General features: G+C 37.0%; 15 protein-coding genes, 1 pseudogene and 2 riboswitches. Of the genes and pseudogenes, 15 read left to right on the top strand and 1 reads right to left on the bottom strand.

What is annotated here, in order from left to right; genetic code table 11:
• Positions 1–325 precede the first annotated feature (325 nt).
• The 15 genes from AS180_RS13620 to AS180_RS13555 all read left to right on the top strand — a co-directional run bounded on the left by AS180_RS13620 (position 326) and on the right by AS180_RS13555 (position 17,724).
• Entirely contained in the window at positions 326–1,930 is a 1,605-nt protein-coding gene (locus tag AS180_RS13620) for a diguanylate cyclase (RefSeq protein WP_025910393.1), read from the top strand.
• Position 1,931: 1 nt separating this feature from the next.
• Positions 1,932–2,984: a HEAT repeat domain-containing protein gene (locus AS180_RS13615; RefSeq protein ID WP_025910394.1), complete on the top strand. Its 1,053-nt coding sequence runs from the start codon at positions 1,932–1,934 to the stop codon at positions 2,982–2,984.
• On the top strand, positions 2,974–4,383 hold the full coding sequence (locus tag AS180_RS13610) for a glycosyltransferase family 2 protein (RefSeq protein ID WP_062686942.1): 1,410 nt from the start codon (positions 2,974–2,976) through the stop codon (positions 4,381–4,383). The genes AS180_RS13615 and AS180_RS13610 overlap by 11 nt, the downstream gene beginning before the upstream one ends.
• On the top strand, positions 4,380–7,613 hold the full coding sequence (locus tag AS180_RS13605) for a hypothetical protein (protein WP_025910396.1): 3,234 nt from the start codon (positions 4,380–4,382) through the stop codon (positions 7,611–7,613). The genes AS180_RS13610 and AS180_RS13605 overlap by 4 nt, the downstream gene beginning before the upstream one ends.
• Positions 7,613–7,981 carry a response regulator transcription factor gene (locus AS180_RS13600; RefSeq protein ID WP_025910397.1) on the top strand — a complete coding sequence of 123 codons (369 nt, stop codon included), beginning with the start codon at positions 7,613–7,615 and terminating at the stop codon, positions 7,979–7,981. The genes AS180_RS13605 and AS180_RS13600 overlap by 1 nt, the downstream gene beginning before the upstream one ends.
• The gene (locus AS180_RS13595; RefSeq protein ID WP_025910398.1) at positions 7,971–10,847 is read left to right on the top strand and encodes an ATP-binding protein; all 2,877 of its coding nucleotides are present in this window, start codon (positions 7,971–7,973) and stop codon (positions 10,845–10,847) included. The genes AS180_RS13600 and AS180_RS13595 overlap by 11 nt, the downstream gene beginning before the upstream one ends.
• Positions 10,848–11,066: 219 nt before the next feature.
• Complete coding sequence (locus tag AS180_RS13590; RefSeq protein WP_226372968.1) at positions 11,067–11,345, top strand: DnaJ family domain-containing protein; 279 nt, start codon at positions 11,067–11,069, stop codon at positions 11,343–11,345.
• A gap of 170 nt (positions 11,346–11,515) precedes the next feature.
• The gene (locus AS180_RS13585; RefSeq protein WP_025910401.1) at positions 11,516–12,319 is read left to right on the top strand and encodes an alpha/beta fold hydrolase; all 804 of its coding nucleotides are present in this window, start codon (positions 11,516–11,518) and stop codon (positions 12,317–12,319) included.
• A 188-nt stretch (positions 12,320–12,507) separates the two neighbouring features.
• Complete coding sequence (locus AS180_RS13580) at positions 12,508–12,906, top strand: hypothetical protein (RefSeq protein ID WP_062686941.1); 399 nt, start codon at positions 12,508–12,510, stop codon at positions 12,904–12,906.
• Positions 12,907–12,929: 23 nt separating this feature from the next.
• Positions 12,930–13,388 carry a flavodoxin gene (locus AS180_RS13575; protein WP_062686940.1) on the top strand — a complete coding sequence of 153 codons (459 nt, stop codon included), beginning with the start codon at positions 12,930–12,932 and terminating at the stop codon, positions 13,386–13,388.
• A 132-nt stretch (positions 13,389–13,520) separates the two neighbouring features.
• Positions 13,521–14,000, top strand: coding sequence for a zinc metalloprotease (locus tag AS180_RS13570; protein ID WP_062686939.1), 480 nt, complete (start codon positions 13,521–13,523; stop codon positions 13,998–14,000).
• Between the two features lie 69 nt (positions 14,001–14,069).
• Complete coding sequence (locus AS180_RS13565) at positions 14,070–14,657, top strand: histidine phosphatase family protein (protein ID WP_062686938.1); 588 nt, start codon at positions 14,070–14,072, stop codon at positions 14,655–14,657.
• A 132-nt stretch (positions 14,658–14,789) separates the two neighbouring features.
• Complete coding sequence (locus tag AS180_RS22650) at positions 14,790–14,927, top strand: hypothetical protein (RefSeq protein WP_156413494.1); 138 nt, start codon at positions 14,790–14,792, stop codon at positions 14,925–14,927.
• Positions 14,928–14,999: 72 nt separating this feature from the next.
• Positions 15,000–15,671, top strand: coding sequence for an HAD hydrolase-like protein (locus AS180_RS13560; protein ID WP_062686937.1), 672 nt, complete (start codon positions 15,000–15,002; stop codon positions 15,669–15,671).
• Between the two features lie 733 nt (positions 15,672–16,404).
• Positions 16,405–17,724, top strand: coding sequence for an aspartate aminotransferase family protein (locus AS180_RS13555; RefSeq protein ID WP_062686936.1), 1,320 nt, complete (start codon positions 16,405–16,407; stop codon positions 17,722–17,724).
• A gap of 159 nt (positions 17,725–17,883) precedes the next feature.
• Positions 17,884–17,981: riboswitch (SAM riboswitch) on the top strand.
• Positions 17,982–18,080: 99 nt separating this feature from the next.
• Positions 18,081–18,185: riboswitch (SAM riboswitch) on the top strand.
• 167 nt (positions 18,186–18,352) lie between these two features.
• Here the strand turns inward: AS180_RS13555 and AS180_RS21730 are convergent.
• Positions 18,353–18,495 (bottom strand): annotated as a pseudogene (locus tag AS180_RS21730) (transposase); the annotation flags it as partial.

The raw sequence follows: 18,495 nt of genomic DNA, 5'->3' as shown, positions 1-18,495 counted from the left end.
AGCGTAGTAGTTATAGATTAAATAATTAGTCATACAAATAAGAATTGAGGTGCTCTTCTTATCATCTATGACTAGGATATATTATTCGTATTATAAAATAAACAACGTTAATTACCGTAACAAATGAAACAATTATTGTCAACGATAACCCTTTATTTTAATCGATTAAATAGGTTGTGTGCAATTATAAAATGAGGTATATTCTCTAGAGTAATAGTTTGGAAATTGACAGGTCTTTATAACTAACAAAAGGTAAAAAAGTATAGTTTAACGTTAATACTTTTAAATGTGGCTGAATGAAAAAATAAAAAAGGTGTTGTCTAAAATGGAAAAATATCAGGTAGCTTTGCTAATGAATATACGCAAGCAGTTGCAGGAATGGTTTGAAAAAAGTCAACCCGTGCAGTATCAAGATGTAAAACGGTTCTTGCATTCGGTGGCAGGTACATCTCAAACCATTGGACTTGAATACTTAGGAAAAGTATCAACAGAGCTTTTGGATCATATTTCTGAACATCCACAGTCAACTTGGCATACAAAAGAACTACAGAGTCTGCTAATCGATATTATAAAAATTTGCTATAAAGATGAGATTGTAGAAGTTGAGCAACTTATGGTTAACGATAAGCGATCTCAAACATCAGCTAGTATTTTATTAATTGATGATGATTTATCAATTTTAATTTACTTGAAGGAGCAATTTGAACAGCAAGGATGGCACGTATTTGTGGCGTCAAATAAAGAAAAAGCAGTTGCTGCTTTTTATGAATTAAAGCCAGATTGCCTTATTTTAGATGTATACATGCAGGAGGAAGATGGATTTGAGCTACTTTCTTTCTTTAATGAGCAGGCGAGGCAACGTTTCATTCCAACAATTATGATTAGTGCAGATAACAGGAAAGAAACAAGAATTAAAGCATTTCAAATGGGAGCAGATGATTTCCTAGCGAAGCCTCTTGATATAGAAGAATGTGTGGTGAAGATTGGGCGTCATTTAGAGCGCCGCAAGCTGTTTACTGAATACTTATTGGTAGATGAATTAACAGGTGCTTATAACCGCAAGTATTTAACTGAAGTATATAAGCAGCAACAAACGAATTATGTTCGGAATAAAGAGACTTATTGTATAGCTATGATTGACTTAGATTACTTCAAAAAAATAAATGATACATATGGTCATTTAATGGGAGATGAAGTACTGCAAAGATTTGTGAAGCATGTAAAGTCACATATCCGAACAACCGATCAGCTGTTTCGCTACGGTGGTGAAGAATTTGTATTATGTCTTCCAAGAACGAGTGCTGAAGAGGCACTAACAACGCTGAATCGTATTTTAAGTAGCTTTGGAAAAGAATCTTTCCATATTAATAATCAGACTTTCTTTGTCACATTTTCAGCTGGGGTAGCTGAAGTGAGTAGTGAAAGTACTCTGGAAAACATATTAAATCAAGCTGACCGCGCACTTTATACAGCAAAGGAAAAAGGGCGTAACCAAGTAGTAGTGTCATGTCATCATCAGCAAATGAAGCTCAAAAAGTTTAATTTAGCCATTATTGATGATGATCCAATTATTCGTACGATGTTAACAGAATTACTGGGACGAATTGATCTTGGTACTCGATATGAGGTGCAAGTTCATACGTATAAAGATGGTTTAGAGTTTATGAACTCAACTATCCTAGATGAAAATACTCATTGCTTTGTTATTTTAGACGGAATGATGCCGAAAATGGATGGGCTAGAAGTGCTTCAACGATTAAGAAAAGAAAAAAGACATGATCAATTTACAGTTGTGATGTTAACCTCTAGAAACAGTGAAAATGATATCCAAAGGGCCTTGCAGCTAGGAGCAGATGATTATATGACAAAGCCATTTAAGTTAATGGAGTTAGAAGAGAGAATGCGCTTGTTAATGAAGAGAGTAAAATAATATGGAATTTATACAGATTCAGTGGGTGTTCTATTTATTTTTAGTTTTATTTGCTTTGCTAATTGGTTTCTTCTTGTATTTAGTGATAAAAAAAGCGCGTGTGAATTGTAAAAGAGAAGAAGTAGAAAACTATAAAGAAAGTATTCAAGAATCATTTATTCAATATATGTATCTACAAGATGAAAATTTGAAAATAACCCCCAAGAATGATGTACAGAGGACGGCCGTAGAAGAGCTGCTTTTAGCACTTGTTAAAGTTGTGAATGGAGAAGAAATTTTGCACTTTATTCAGCGATATGCTGAAAGAGAACTCAGCGCTTTGTATCGCAAGCAGTTGCGACATCGCCGTTGGAGCGTTCGAATGAATACGTTGTATGCAATTGAAGGACTACACATGGTCAATCTCTTGGATGATGTACGAAAGGTAATGGAAAAAAAGCAAATAACAGTGGCAGAGGAAAGTCAAATCTTAAAAATATTAGTTCGGTTTCATGACCCTCACTATGAACAGTATTTGTTCAATGAGCATTATAAACGTTCTGAGTTTACGTATCGTTCCTTATTAAGCATGATGAATGATGAGCAATTTGAAAAATTTATTGTTCGATTTAATGAACATATGGAAGAAGTACAGCTGGCAACTATTGATATTATTGGTATTAATCGCAATCTTGAACAACTTCCTTTTCTAGAGAAGCAGCTTCATTCTACTTCTGATGAAACTCGCATTCGCTCGTTAAAAGCATTAAATGAACTTTCTTACGTTTCAGATACATCTCGCCTGCTTCGGCATATAAAATCAGATTTATGGGAAGAGCGAATGATGGCAGCGAAGCTATTAAGTAAAGCGCAAGGAGAAGAAGCCATTATGTGGTTAGAGGTGCTATTAAATGACCGTCATTTTCTGGTTCGATCCAACGCAGCTCGATCAATTACGCAGCTTCCGAATGGATATGAGCGACTGCGCAGAATTTCAAATACAACCACAGACCTCTTTGCGCGTGACATGGCAAATGAATGGTTAGAAAAAGGCGGTGAACTAGATGCTCAATAGCATATGGCATTATTTATTATATTTTTTTGGTACGGCTGTATTTATCTATATGGGAGTTGTAATGCTTTTTTATTTTATTATGTTTTTAATTTCAGCGGTTCAGCTTCGAAGACAGTATCAGTTAAATGATGAAGAGCCGTATGAAGATTTACTTAACGTCAGCTACACGACACCGCTGTCTATTTTGGTTCCTGCATATAATGAAGAAAAAGGAATCATTGGGAGCGTTCGTTCATTACTAAGTATTGAATATCCAGAATACGAAGTAATCGTTATCAATGATGGCTCATCGGATGCTACAATGCAGCAATTAATTAAAGAATTTCAGCTAAAAAAAGTCAACCGAGTCATTCGACAACAGCTACAAACGAAAGAGATAAACGCACTTTATCAGTCAGAGCTTTATGAATATTTGTATGTGGTTGATAAAGAAAATGGTGGGAAATCAGACGCTTTAAATGCTGGGATTAACATTTCCCACTATCCGTATTTCTGTTCAATTGATGGGGACTCTGTACTAGAACGCGATGCATTCTTGAAAGTAATGAAGCCTATTATTGATTCAAATGGAGATGTTATTGCTTCTGGGGGAAGCGTGCGAATTGCTAACGGCTGCCAAATTGAAAACGGAGCGGTTGTATCAGTAGGCCTGGCACGTGAACCAATTGTTGTGATGCAGGTCATTGAATATTTACGAGCATTTTTAATGGGGAGAATTGGACTGAGTCGGCATAATTTACTGCTGATTGTTTCAGGGGCATTCGGCGTATTTTCAAAACGCTGGGTAATTGAAGCAGGAGGATATTCTAAAACGGTTGGTGAAGATATGGAGCTTGTTGTGCGCCTTCATCGCCTTTTAAAAGACCGCAAAGAAAAGAAGCAAATTGTGTATATTGCCGATCCTGTTTGTTGGACAGAAGCACCGGATGAAATGAAGTATTTAAGCAGACAGCGTAACCGCTGGCATCGTGGTCTTTTTGATAGTCTTTGGAAACATAAAAAGATGATGTTTAACCCTAAGTATGGAAGCATTGGGATGGTATCGATGCCTTATTTCTTTTTCATCGAATTATTAGGTCCTTTGATGGAATTATTTGGTTACTTATTTATTGTAATTTCCCTCATTGTAGGAGGAATTTACTTAGAATTTGCGTATTTGCTGTTTATGATGATGGTCATTTATGGCTCCCTGTATTCAATGGCTGCGGTCCTATTAGAAGAGTGGAGCTTGAGAAAGTTTCCAAAAGTGCAGGATATTTTCGTTTTATTTTTCTTTTCGCTAACAGAATCTTTTTGGTACCGACCATTAACAGTAATTTGGCGCTGTCACGGGTTCATTGATGTTTTACGTAAGAAAACAGGTTGGGGTGACATGCAAAGAAAGGGTGTGTCGCAATGAGGAAATGGCTGTGGACAGCAGGGATTACAGCGATTGTACTGCTAGCTGTTTCTCCATTTATTGCATGGGCATTAAAAGGAAAAACGGACTTTAACGTATTAATTATTGATAAAACAGTACCTGACTCAACGTACAGAGAGCACCAAGGACTTGTGTGGATGTTAAATCAGTCAAAGTTAGTCAAAGACGGGCAAGCTTATGATGCAAAGGAAGACTATGTAGGGTTTGTTCCAGGTGATAACGACAAGTATACAATTCGCTCTCTACCAAAGCAAAATGACTATGACATGATCTACCTAGCAGATGGATATGGAGTATATGAAGAGGATTTGAATGGCGGCGTAAAAGAAGGTAACCGCTCCAAGCTTTTATACGGAGGAGTAACATCAGAGGATATTGCCTTTATCCGTACGTCTTTATACGATCACCACTCAACTCTTGTAGGAGAATTTAATTCTTTTGCGAGCCCAACACCAAAAGAGGTGCGAACAGAACTTTATGACCTTTATAACGTCACTTGGACAGGATGGATTGGACGCTATTTCGAAGACTTTAGCAGTAGTGAAGTTCCAAATTGGGCTAAACTAGCGTACCGAGAGCAGTTTGGAGAAGAATGGGCTCTTACAGGTAAAGGATTATTATTTGTAAATGAACAAAATGAACTAATTGTGATTACGGAAAAAGAATTAAAAGATAATCCAGTTTGGTTTCAGTATACCAAGAGCGGGCAGAAAGAACTTGGACTAAATGATGAAGCAGCATATCAGTACTGGTTCGACGTTATCCAAGCACAAGATGAAAGTGAAATTCAGGCAACGTATACGCTGAACTTGAAAGATTCAGCTAAACAAAAACTCTCAGAGCACAATATTCCAACAACGATTCCAGCGGTAACGTATCATAAGACAAGTAAGTATAATACGTATTATTTTGCAGGAGACTTCGCAGATGAAGGAGAAATACCTGCTGTTCATCAAGCATCTTTTTATCCAACATGGAAAAAATGGATTACATCTTTACGAAAAGATGATTCGACCGCTTTTTATTGGAATATCTATATTCCGTTAATGAAAGAGGTTGTCACTCAAAGTAAAGAAACAAAAGATCAAAAGCTTCCGATTGAGATTTATAGCGGCAAAAACTATCAATCTACTGGAAAAGCAGGAGACGATTACCTGCAAGTTTATAAAGATGGAAAATGGCAGGATATTCTAGTAAAGGGTGTTAATATGGGGATTGCGAACCCTGGACATTTTCCTGGTGAGACGGCTATTACAAAAGCAGAGTACATGAGATGGTTTAAACAAATAGGTGAAATGAATGCCAACGCTATTCGGGTATATACGATTCATCCCCCGGGTTTTTATGAAGCATTAGCTGAATACAATCAGCAAGCGAAAGATCCTCTTTATATTTTTCATGGTGTATGGATTAATGAAGAAGTATTTTATGAGTCACAAGACGCTTTTTCAAAAGAAAATACCGATGAGTTTGTAGATGAAATCAAGCGCGTAGTTGATTTAGTTCACGGTAACGCAACACTACCAAAGCGTGCAGGGCATGCAAGCGGTACGTATAAAGCAGATGTTTCGCCATACGTACTTGGATGGATGATTGGAGTTGAGTGGGACCCGGATGTTGCACTATCAACCAATGAGAAGCATCAGGGCATGAAGGATTTTAAAGGTAAATATATTTATACACAAGGAGCACAGCCTTTTGAGGTATGGCTTGCTGAAATGATGGAACAAACAATTGATTACGAACAGGAAAATTACAACTGGCAAAGGCCGATGAGCTTTACAAATTGGGTGACGACGGATTTACTGACGCATCCTTCTGAGCCTTCAGAAGACGAAGATAAAATAACGGTTAATCCAAATCTAATTCATGCGACGGATCAATTTGAGCCCGGGTTATTTGCTTCGTATCATATTTACCCTTATTATCCGGATTTTTTAAACTATGAATCTCGTTATGTGAATTATGTAGATCACCGTGGCAACAAAAATAATTATGCTGGTTATTTGCAGCATATGAAAGAAGTTCACGACATGCCGCTCCTTGTTGCTGAGTTTGGCATTCCGGCTTCCCGAGGATTAACGCACCGCAATCGATATGGATGGAATCAAGGGTTTCATTCAGAACAAGAACAAGGAGAAATGCTAACGCACTTGTTTGAAGACATCGTCGAAGAAAAAATGGCTGGAGGACTTGTTTTCACATGGCAAGATGAGTGGTTTAAGCGAACGTGGAATACAATGGACTATGACAATCCTGACCGCAGACCGTTTTGGAATAATATGCAAACTAATGAACAGCATTTTGGTTTACTAAGCTTTGAACCGGGACGAGAGCAAAAAGTAATTATTGACGGAAAAGAGGATGATTGGAAGAAAGCAACAACAGAAAGCAGTTCCTCTTCTTCATTAAAGAACTTCCAAGTAACGAGTGATGAAGGATATTTATACGTAAAAGGGAAGTCAGACAATCTTAAAGATGAAAGTTTATATGTGCTTTTCAACACAATTAAAGATCAAGGTCAGTCGAACATAAAGCAGCTACCAGGCTTAAAAACACAAGGCATTGATTTTGTCGCTGAACTTAATGGAAAAGAAAACAGTCATCTTTGGATTGATAGCTACTATGATACGTTTTATTTTTCTTATGCACATAAGCTGCAGATGATTCCAACTGTACCGTATGCCAATCAAAAAGATAACGGGGTGTTCCATCCAATTCGATTAACGCTTAATAAAGAGCTTCAAATTAAGAATGGCAGCGGAAAGGAAGAAATAATTCCGTTTGAATCATATGAAACAGGAAAGCTCAGGTTTGGTACTACAGATCCAGAAGATAAGAATTTTGATAGTTTAACAGACTATTATTTGAATCAAAAAACGGGCGTGTTTGAGCTTCGTATTCCATGGGCGTTATTAAATATGAAAGACCCTAGCTCTAGAGAAGCAATGGGAGATGTATGGAAAAAAGGTGAGCTATCAGAAAGTGTAACTTTGGATGGAATTGACCTAGCTGTTGTAGCAGTTGACCGTAAAACAAAAGCCATAAAGGATACAATTCCAGCTATGAAAGAAAACCGTTTAGAACCTAAAGACTTTTATCACTATACGTGGAAAACGTGGCAGGAGCCAACGCATCACGAGAGGTTGAAATCGTCTTATTATATTTTACAAGATACCTTTAAAAACCAGCGTTTAGGAGGAGAATAATGGCGAAAATTTTACTGGCTGAAGATGAAGCAGTGCTTCGTATGCTAATTGTAGATACGCTAGAAGACGAAGGGCATGAAGTAGTAGAAGCACAGGATGGTCAAGAAGCTGTTGAATATGCACAAAGAGAAGACTTTGATCTACTTATTGTGGATTATATGATGCCGGTGTTTACCGGTTTGGAGGTCATTCAAAAGCTAAAAGCAATCAACAGTGAGAAGTATAAAAACATTCTCGTATTGTCAGCCAAAAGTCAGCTCGCTGACCAGTATAGGGTCATTGACGCAGGAGCGGCGCATTTTATGTCAAAGCCGTTTAGTCCACTAGCTTTAGCGGAAAAGGTTGAGGATATTTTAAATGAAAACTAAATTAAAAGTGGGAAGAAAGAACATTTCTTCCCAGTTTATTTTATTGATAGTAGTGTTTTTCGTTATGTTTACAATCGGCTCTGTCATGCTAATTAACGATCAAAAAAATATTGCTGAAACGTTCGATGAAAAACGTCAAGAGTTAATGAAAAAAGAAAAGCTTGTTATTGCGATTAAAACGGATTTAAATAGTGCTTTTCTACAAGCACGAGGCTACATTGCGTTTGGTGAGCAAGACATGTATCAGCAAGCAATAAGTCGAAAAGAACCTTTACAGCAACATATTGATGAGTTATTCCTTTCAGCTGATGAAAAAGATCAAGTCATGATTCGTAACCTTGATTATTTTGTGAATAGTTATTTTACAGAGACGATGCCAAAGTTTAAAGACGTGTATGACAAACAGGGTATAGAGGGAATTAAAAAGAATCAAGATCGTAAAGAAGCGACAGCAGGTATTGAAAAAGTTCAAGAAGATTTAAATGAATACCAACAGCAGCTCTCCGATGAAATAAATATTGCCTATATGGTTGCTTCTAAAGATATAAATCAAAGCCAGTGGTTCTTTATTGGGCTATTGGGATTTAGCTTATTAGTGCTCATTGTATTAACAAGGATTCTATTAAAACAAGTTGGAAAGCCTCTTAACGAGCTTGCTTATGTGGCTAGCGAAATTGCCAATGGTAAAGATTTATCTTATGAGCTAGATGAAAAGCGTGAGGATGAAATTGGCGTACTATCCAAAGCTTTTTATAAAATGGTGGTGAGCTTGCAGGCGAACGAACAGGAATTACTCGCTCAGAATGAAGAACTGACTGCGCAACAAGACGAGTTGCATAGCCAGCAAGATGAACTCCAAAATGCGTTAGATAAAATGAAAGAACGAGAGCACGAATTAGAAGCGCGCAACAATTTCATAGATGAATTAACAAATTCCTTGAAAAAACAAGAGGTTCTAGATAACATTGTAAAAAATATGCGGAATGTAATGAAAGTTGACCACGGATTTATTGCCCTTTTAACCGAACAAGGGCATGCCTCAATTGGCTTATCAGAGCATGCTATGGCACAAGCATTAACTTATATAAATAGTTATGTAGCAATTCTTAAGGAAGAGCATCAGCCTGTTGTCATTAAGCGACAATGCGAACAGTCAGAGCAGCTTCATCATGAAAAGGAGCTCTATGTATATGATGTTGTTGTACCAGTTGTTTCATCAACAGGTGAACTGATTGCTTGTATGTGCTATAGCCGATATGCGAACGATTTTTCAGAAAACGATTTAGATACATTCTCGGCTTTAAGTAAACAAGTAGCGCTTACGCTAGAGAAGATTAATATTTACGAAGAGTCTGAGCATGATCGTTTATTATCTCAGGATGTACTCAATTCCATTAAGGAAGGTATTCAGCTTGTGGATGCATCAGGTAAGGTTTTACAAGTGAATACAAATATTTGTGAAATCTTTGGGTCTCAGCATTCAAAAACAGTTCTTAATTCACCATTGGATGAATGGACGAAGCAGATTAGTGAGCGAGTGGATAATAGCGAAGAACTGCTAGCATTCATTAATGACACAATTGATATGTCTAAAAACCGTCAGTCAACTGTCATGTATCGAGTAAATATTGCAGGCTCAAATCGTGTAATTCAGGTGTACAGTGAATACGTTTATCGTAACCGTCAGCGCTTTGGTGTTTTATTTGTTCACCGAGATATTACCAAAGAGTTTGAAGTAGACCAAATGAAGTCTGAGTTTGTTAGTACAGTAAGTCATGAACTTCGAACACCGTTAGCGAGTGTATTAGGCTTTACAGAACTTATGTTAAACAAAACGCTTCGACCGGAAAGGCAAACGAAATATTTAAATACCATCTATCAAGAAGCTCAACGCTTAACAGCTTTAATTAATGATTTTCTTGATGTGCAAAAAATGGAATCTGGAACGCAAACGTATCATAAAAATTATGTGGATTTAGTTCCGATTTTAAAGCAAGTCGTAAACGTTCAGCAGATAAATGCGGGAAAGCATACATTTGATATCATAACAAGTAGTGAAAATCTTGTTGTTTTCGGTGATGAGGATAAGCTCATACAGCTATTTAACAACTTAATTCACAATGCTGTTAAGTATTCACCAGATGGTGGGAATGTACAAATAAAAGTACTTGCAGAGCATGATAAAGTGTATATTGCTATTAAAGATGAAGGAATTGGAATTCCAGAAGAAGCAATAAATAAGCTGTTTACAAAGTTTTATCGCGTTGATAATTCGGATATGAGAAAAATTGGTGGAACAGGATTAGGGCTTTCTATTGTAAAAGAAATCGTTAAATCGCATCAAGGTGAAATTAAAGTTGATTCAGAGTGGAAAAAAGGGAGCACATTCACGATTAGTTTGCCTTTAATGACAACTCATTCCGTTGAACAACTCGACCAAGAAAAAGAAGAAGGTAAGCGTAGCATCATCATTATTGAAGATGATAAAAGTCTAGCAAGTCTGCTGCAGGTAGAGCTAAAAGAAAGCGGTTTTTACGTTCGACATTTCGATCGAGGCGAAGCTGCAATAGAAGCGATACAAGCTAATCCGCCAGAAGCTATTGTATTAGATATTATGCTACACGAGCATGAGATGAACGGGTGGGATATTTTAAAGACGCTGAAAGACGATCCAAATACTGAGCATATTCCAATTTTTATTTCGTCAGCTCTCGATGAAAAAAATAAAGGTATGGAATTTGGAGCATATGCTTATTTAGTGAAACCGTATCAACCTAGCAAATTAACGAATACGATTTTACAAATGATTGTAGAAAAAAATGAAGGGAACGGGGAAATTTTAGTTCCACGATCAGACACAGAATAGCATAAAATAAAATGCTAGAGAAAGATGTGAAAAAAGAGTGGTGAAAGCCATTCTTTCTTTTAAAAAAACTTGAAAACGCTATCATAATGTGGTTTTATTAAACTATAGGCATAACAATGATGACCTTTGAACAACTTTTTCACCTCCTTATTTGATATAAGGAGGCTTTTTTTATAAATTAGTCATAACTGGCCGATAGTATATAAAAGGGGGACTTATATGGATATTGCTCATATTATCGCAGAAGAAAAAATCAAACAAGCGATTAACGATGGTGATTTTAATGATTTACCAGGAGCAGGAAAGCCGCTGCAGCTAGAAGACTTGAGTCATATTCCAGAAGAGCTGCGTCAAGCATATCAGATGATGAAAAATGCTGGTATGGTTTCAGATGAGAAGCAACTGAAAAAGGAAGTCCTTACGCTTGAACAGCTGGCAGCTGTTTGTAGCGGTGATGAAAAAGCTGAAGTAGAACAAAAGCTAACAGAAAAAAAGTAATGCTACAGCAAATCATGAAGCAAAAAGGCATGATGTCTTCTCCTACTTATCGTCAATATCAACAAAAGATTCATGCGAAATTTTTTGACTAACAAACGAGAGACAGCTAATATAGGGATACAATCTTTTAGAGAAATAATATGGTAAAGGCACGATCGGAGGCTAGCAGCTTGAGAATATTCATTTTGCTTCTTAGCATTATATTATTAGTAGCTTTTTGCTGGTATATCTTCTCGTCCCAAACAAAGCGGGCAAGTTCGTCGGGAGAAATACCTGTTTTGTTTATACATGGATATTTAGGAAGTCAAAATAGCTTAGGAACGATGATAAAACGATTTGAAGAAAACAACTGGGGACAAAAATCAGCATATTGTATCGTGAGAAGTGATGGAACAGTACAGTGGAAACAAAAAGGAAAGTTAGCGGGACAGTTACCTATGGTACATGTTGTCTTTAAAAAGGCAGATGCAAGTCTTGAAGAGCAGACGAAATGGGTTGGGCGTATTATCGATGACCTAAAGAAAATGTATCATATTTCCTCTGTTGATTTATTAGGTCATAGTATGGGTGGTTTAACCGCTACAGCCGTTAGCTTAGAAAGACCTAAAGATGTTCATAAGCTTGTAACACTTGGTTCCCCATTAAAAGGCTTAGACTATGGTGAACTAATGGAAATGTATCCACGTGCAAAGAATTACCAGGCGTCTGAAGGAGCTCGTGATTTAGTTTTTCATTCCGCTGCATTAAGAGACATGCATGCTAGGAAAGAAGATTTTGCACAACATATTGATATATTTTCCGGAGCTGGAGATATTGGCGATGGTACGGATGGCGTTGTAACGATTGAAAGTGCATATGGACTTGACTCATTTACCGAACATATTCATTTTCAGACATTCCATGAGTCGCACTCAAATTTACATGAGAGCAAAGAAGTCGATGAAGCCGTTTATCAATTTTTAAAGAGAGATTAAAAGCATGTATATGATGACATATGCATGTTTTTTTGTTTATCTGAAAAAGCATAGTTGACATTGATAATCGTTATCATATAAACTGATAATAATTATCAATTACTGATTGAAAATAATAAGCTTTTTGAACATAAGACAAACTTAAAGAGGCTCAGTTGAAATGTATAAATAGAAAAGGAGAAAAATCAATGGATAAACATTTAGTGGTAATAAAGGCATTTAGTCATGAAGTAAGCTGTTGTTGTCCTGGAGAAAGTCATCAACACGTCATTACCTTCCACCAAGGAGATGTATGGACGCTTACAGATGAACGGAAATATATTGATTCGTTAGGCTGGCATTCGTTGATGGATGTCAATCGAGAGTTTCAATGTTTCATAAGTACTGAAGAGCTTCAAGATTTATATCTGAACGGAGTCATCTGTTCAATATTAGATGTAGATCTTCAAATGAATCATTTGAACTTTAAGATTAACGAAGCACTTGATACACAAAACCGAGAATTATTCCATTCGATGGTTAGCAAGCGATTTAACTTACAAAAGATAAGAGATAAAGTGGATGCAATTTATGCACAAATTGTTTAAATGTAAGTAAGAGGAGTAAAGAAATGGCGAAAATTCTAATTGGATATGCAAGTATGTCGGGTAACACAGAAGAGATAGCAGTTCTTCTGAAAAATAAAGTTCAGAGTGCAGGACATGAGGTACATATGGAAGAGCTTGAATTATTAGATGTACAAAACCTATCAGCGTACGATGGTATTCTACTTGGAGCTTATACGTGGGGTAACGGAGATTTACCTTATGAAGCAGAAGATTTTTATGACGATTTAGATGAAATGAATCTAACTGGTAAAAAGGCAGCTGCTTTTGGTTCAGGGGATCGCGTTTATCCAGAGTTCTGTGCGGCGGTAGACCTACTTGAAGAAAGATTGAAAAAGTGTGGAGCGGATATTGTTCAAGCCGGTTTAAAAGTTGAAATGGCTCCTGAGACGGAAGAAGATATTCTAGCATGTGAAGCATTTGCTGTTACTTTTTTAAATGAACTAAATATTAGCGCTTATTAACAAAAACCTTCTGTACGATTACAGAAGGTTTTTGGTTTAACTGAATGAATAAAACTGGAAAAACACAGGTTTTAAAGAGATACAAAGTGGAATAGTAGTGGTAACAAATCGTATGATAAAGGAGATGGAACTGTGTTTGGATTAGATGATATTCCTAAATTTTTGTTTTCGTTTTTGCTCATTGTTCCTATTGTATCTATTATCCATCAGTCAGGTCATTCCTTTATGGCCTTACTATTCGGAGGACAGGTAAACTTTACAATTGGAAAAGGAAGAACAATCTTTAAATGGAAGAAAATTAAGTTGAAATCAATATATTTTTTAGACTCCGTCTGCGTATATGAAAAGCTAAAATATGATAACCGTTTTTCTCATGCTTGTGTCTATGCGGGAGGATCATTGGCTAATTTAGCATCCATCTTTATTGTAAATAGTTTAATTGAATCTAGTTTTTTCACAGCAAATCTGTTCTTTTATCAGTTTGTTTATTTTTCAGTTTACTATACGGTATTTTCTTTATTACCCGTTAGATTTTCGGAGAACTCTTCAAGTGATGGTCAAGCTATCTTTGATGTGCTTCGCCATGGAAAAGCATCATGTAATCCTGATTAAGGTAAACTTTTCACCTGAATATCCCTTTATTCTTTATAATAAAGAATAAAGGGAAAAAGGAGTGAGGGTATGCTGTACTTAATCCGTCATGGACAGACCGAATGGAATAAAAAGAAGCTTATTCAAGGGCAGCGCAATATAGGACTTGATGAGCAAGGCATGAAGCAAGCTCAGCAAGTTGCACGATTTTTAAAGAATGAAGGAATTGAAAAGTTATATTCAAGCGATTTAACGAGAGCTTACGATACGGCAGCAGCAATTGCGACTGCATCCGGTATTAATAACATTGAAACATGTGAAAGATTGAGAGAGCGCTCTTTTGGCCAGCTAGAAGGAAAGCCGGTTGCTTCATTAAGAGACCTAGTTCCCAATTATGATACAAATTGGGGAAGCGAAGCTTTATACGATATGGAAGCACTAGAAGTCATTCAAGAGCGCCTTTTAAAACGTCTAACGGAAATTATGGAAGAATCTAAAGGAAGAAAGGTAGCCGTTGTGAGCCACGGAGCCATCATTAATACCTTTATCCACTACGTAACAAACGGAGAGCACGGCACAGGAAAAACGGCCCTGCAAAACACGAGCATCACAACCTTTATCCATGAGGACCAAAAGTGGAAGCTTCAAACCTTAAACAACCACAGTCATCTTATTTAAAGAATCTTATGGCTATTTAGATGAATACTAAAAGAGGGTGGGACATAAGTAATTCAGCCAATGATAAACCTGAACGGTTGAGAGTTCAGGTTTTTTCGTTGATTGTGAAAACAATGTTGGAAACAGGGTGGAATGGAGCGTAGGGCACTCGACTCCTGCGGGAAAGAGAGAAAAACTGAGATCCCGCAGCGCAGCGAGGAAGCTCAGGTTCCTCCCCGCGGAAAGCGAGTGGCCGTAGCGCAATGTAACGAACTTGTACTTGGTTTATAAAAGTTTAATTTACTTTTTATGGTATTATGAATAAGAGGTTAGGTTTTAATTGTGAAAAAGGGAGAGGGAGTAATGATACAATCACTGATTTTTGATATGGATGGAACGTTGTTTCAAACGGATAAAATTTTAGAGATATCACTTGATGATACCTTTAATCATTTACGTTTACTAAATGAATGGGATGCTGAGACGCCTATTGATAAATATCGTAACATTATGGGGGTACCTTTGCCGAAAGTATGGGAAGCTTTATTACCTAATCATTCGAATGAAATAAGAATGCAAGCCGATGCTTATTTTTTGAATAGATTAATTGAGAATATCCAAAAGGGCAAAGGTGCTCTATATCCTAATGTAAAAGAGATTTTTAGTTATTTAAAAGAGAATGGTTGTTCCATTTACATAGCTAGTAATGGCTTAAAGGATTATTTAGAAGCCATTGTAAGTTATTATCGTTTGGATAATTGGATTACTGAAACATTTAGTATTGAACAAATAGAAACCTTAGACAAAAGTGATTTAGTAAAAAAAATTATAAAAAAATACGATATAAAACAAGCGGCAGTAGTCGGAGATCGTCTGTCCGATATCAACGCTGCCAAAAATAATCATTTGATTGCAGTAGGATGTAATTTCGATTTTGCACAAGAGCATGAACTAGCTCAGGCTGATATCATAATAGATGATTTAATTGAACTGAAAACAATTGTACCTACAATAAATAATAGCTTATTTATCTAATTATCCTACAAAGTTAGATTTTAAATGATGAAACAGATTGGCTGGTTTAAGTCTGGTAGTGTACCAAGCTTAAATCAGCCAATTTGTCTTTTACTCGCATATAATTAATAAAATGCTAGTGTTTTAGAATGCTTCGTGCGACAAATGTAGCTATGTGTAAAGAGTTAATGGTAAGTGGCAATGATGCAAAGCAAAGAGTATTTTTAAATTGCATACAGAGTATAACCTCATCAAAGGTTTTCCCTATAAAAAGCCCGTGATTGGAATGAAAGATGCGACACTCCAAAAGGACTAGCGAGTCAGTTGAGACCCCGCAGTTTACGAAGAGGCTCAACGCTCGCCCTGCGGAAAGGGAGCAATCTGAAATGGAAATCATGCTAAGTAAAGAGTGGTTTCTAAATTACACTAAGCGGAGAGCCCATTCTTAATAACTAAATAAGAACTACTAGTCACCATAGGAATTTATATATATGCAATTGATTTTTATAAAAATACATAGTAGAATAAAACAGAAATATTATTCTATCAAAGCTTTATCAGAAGTTTTGAAAAGAAAAAAAGCATAAAAATAAAAATAATCTATTTTATATACAAACCCTGTAGAGTCGTAGTCTATGATGGAGTCATCATTCCTAAAACACTCATTTACATCGGCATGCACATCATTTATCATAAAGACATCAAATGTTTTTAGAATATTTTTAATAATTTGTTAGAAAACAGGAGGATTACTATGTCAAACGATTGGAATCATCTATTTAACAGAATGCCTGAACTTTTAGCACCTACTATGGCAAAAGATCATCCAAATCTACCCGTTATAAAAGAAGAAGGGTGCTACTACTATGGATTAGATGGCAAACAATACCTAGACTTTACATCTGGAATTGCAACAACGAATGTTGGACATCGTCATCCAAAAGTTGTGCAAGCTATTAAAGACGGAGCTGATCAGCTACTTCATGGACCTTCTGGCGTTATTATGTACGAGTCTATCTTAAGATTAGCTGACGAACTAGGAAAAGTTACGCCTGGTAACCTGGACTGTTTCTTCTTTGGAAACAGCGGTACGGAAGCAATTGAAGGAGCCTTAAAGCTTGCTCGTCACGTAACAAAACGACCTTACGTCGTGTCATTCTTAGGCTGTTTTCATGGACGTTCAATGGGAGCGCTAAGCGTCACAACTTCAAAAAGTAAATACCGTCAGTTTCAGCAGCCTTCTGGTTTAACCTATCAAATTCCATATGCCAATCCAAAAGAATGTCCAGACGGTGTTAATGTAGATGCTTATTTTGAAGACAAGCTTGAAAAAGACTTTAATACTTTGTTTAAGCATCAAGTAACGCCAGAAGAAGTAGCAGCTGTTATTTTAGAGCCTGTTCTTGGTGAAGGTGGATATATCATTCCACCAAAAAGCTGGATGAAAAAGCTTCGTGAAATCTGTGACCGTCATGGCATTTTACTCATTTTTGATGAGGTGCAAACAGGTTTTGGACGTACTGGAGAATGGTTTGCTGCACAGACATTTGACGTCGTGCCAGATATTATGGCTATTGCAAAAGGCATCGCTTCAGGCATTCCGTTAAGTGCTACTGTGGCTTCACAAGAGCTTATGAAAAAATGGCCTCTTGGCACGCATAGCACTACGTTTGGCGGTAATCCAATTGGCTGTTCGGCTGCGCTTGCTACACTTGAAGTGCTTCAAGAAGAAAATCTTCTCGAAAATGCAAAAGAAATGGGTGCTTATGCGCTCAAACAATTGGAGCTGTTAAAAGAAAAGCATTCGCTAATTGGAGACATTCGTGGAGTGGGACTTATGATCGGAATTGAGATTGTACATCCTGAAACAGGTGAACCCAATGGGGATGCACTATTTGAAATTCTAGACTTAGCTCTTGAACAAGGCGTTCTCTTCTATTTCTGTGGCAATGCAAGCGAAGTGATTCGTATGGTTCCACCTTTATCCGTAACGAAAGAGCAGATTGATGAAGGTCTTGCTATGCTAGATCAGGCTATTCATTTATATGAGCAAAAAGTTGCTATTAATGTATAAAAAGAGTGCTTAAGGCACTCTTTTTTGTTGGTCTAGTTATGATAGCGGTATCATATTGTTAGAAAGAAAAATCTTTTCAGAAAAGTCATTGACATTCCTTTGCTCAGCGTGTAACATAGGATTTAAGTTATCAACAATATTCTACAATATTCGACAAACTTCTTATCCAGAGAGGTGGAGGGACTGGCCCTGTGAAACCTCGGCAACGGACATTTGAACCGTGCCAACTCCAACAAGCAGTGCTTGATAGATAAGAAGAGAGCTGGTTCTTACTTACATGATCCCAACCTCTTCTTACAGTCATTAAGACACTGTAAGTGGAGGTTTTATTATTTTATAACTACATACTGTACGTTTTCTTATCTAGAGAGGTAGAGGGACCTGGCCCTATGACACCTCAGCAACAGGCTGATTGCACTGTGCTAATTCCAGCAAGCGCTTAGAAGCTTGAACGATAAGAAGCAGGTTCTTTAGATAAGGAAGCTTCTTCTATGAAGCTTCCTTTTTCAGATTGACGAGAAACCTGTAAGGTTCTCGTCAATCTGAGGCTCTTTTCATTTTTTATAGTGAAACAAGTAAACATTTCACAAACAAATCGTCGTTTTCCATAAAAATCGCCCATTACCTGACCTGTTTTGGTCAGGTAATGGGCGATTTTTTTCATGTTTTGACAAGCTGCCGTCAGATACGCCTGCATCTGGACAGACTTCAGCCCTCGATACCGGGCATATCGATACCCATTTAGCTCTTTTGCATCGGCAAAGCTACGCT

The organism is Priestia veravalensis (assembly GCF_001457055.1).
In the GTDB taxonomy this organism is placed as follows: domain Bacteria; phylum Bacillota; class Bacilli; order Bacillales; family Bacillaceae_H; genus Priestia; species Priestia flexa.
This window is presented reverse-complemented; position numbering and strand designations above follow the sequence as displayed.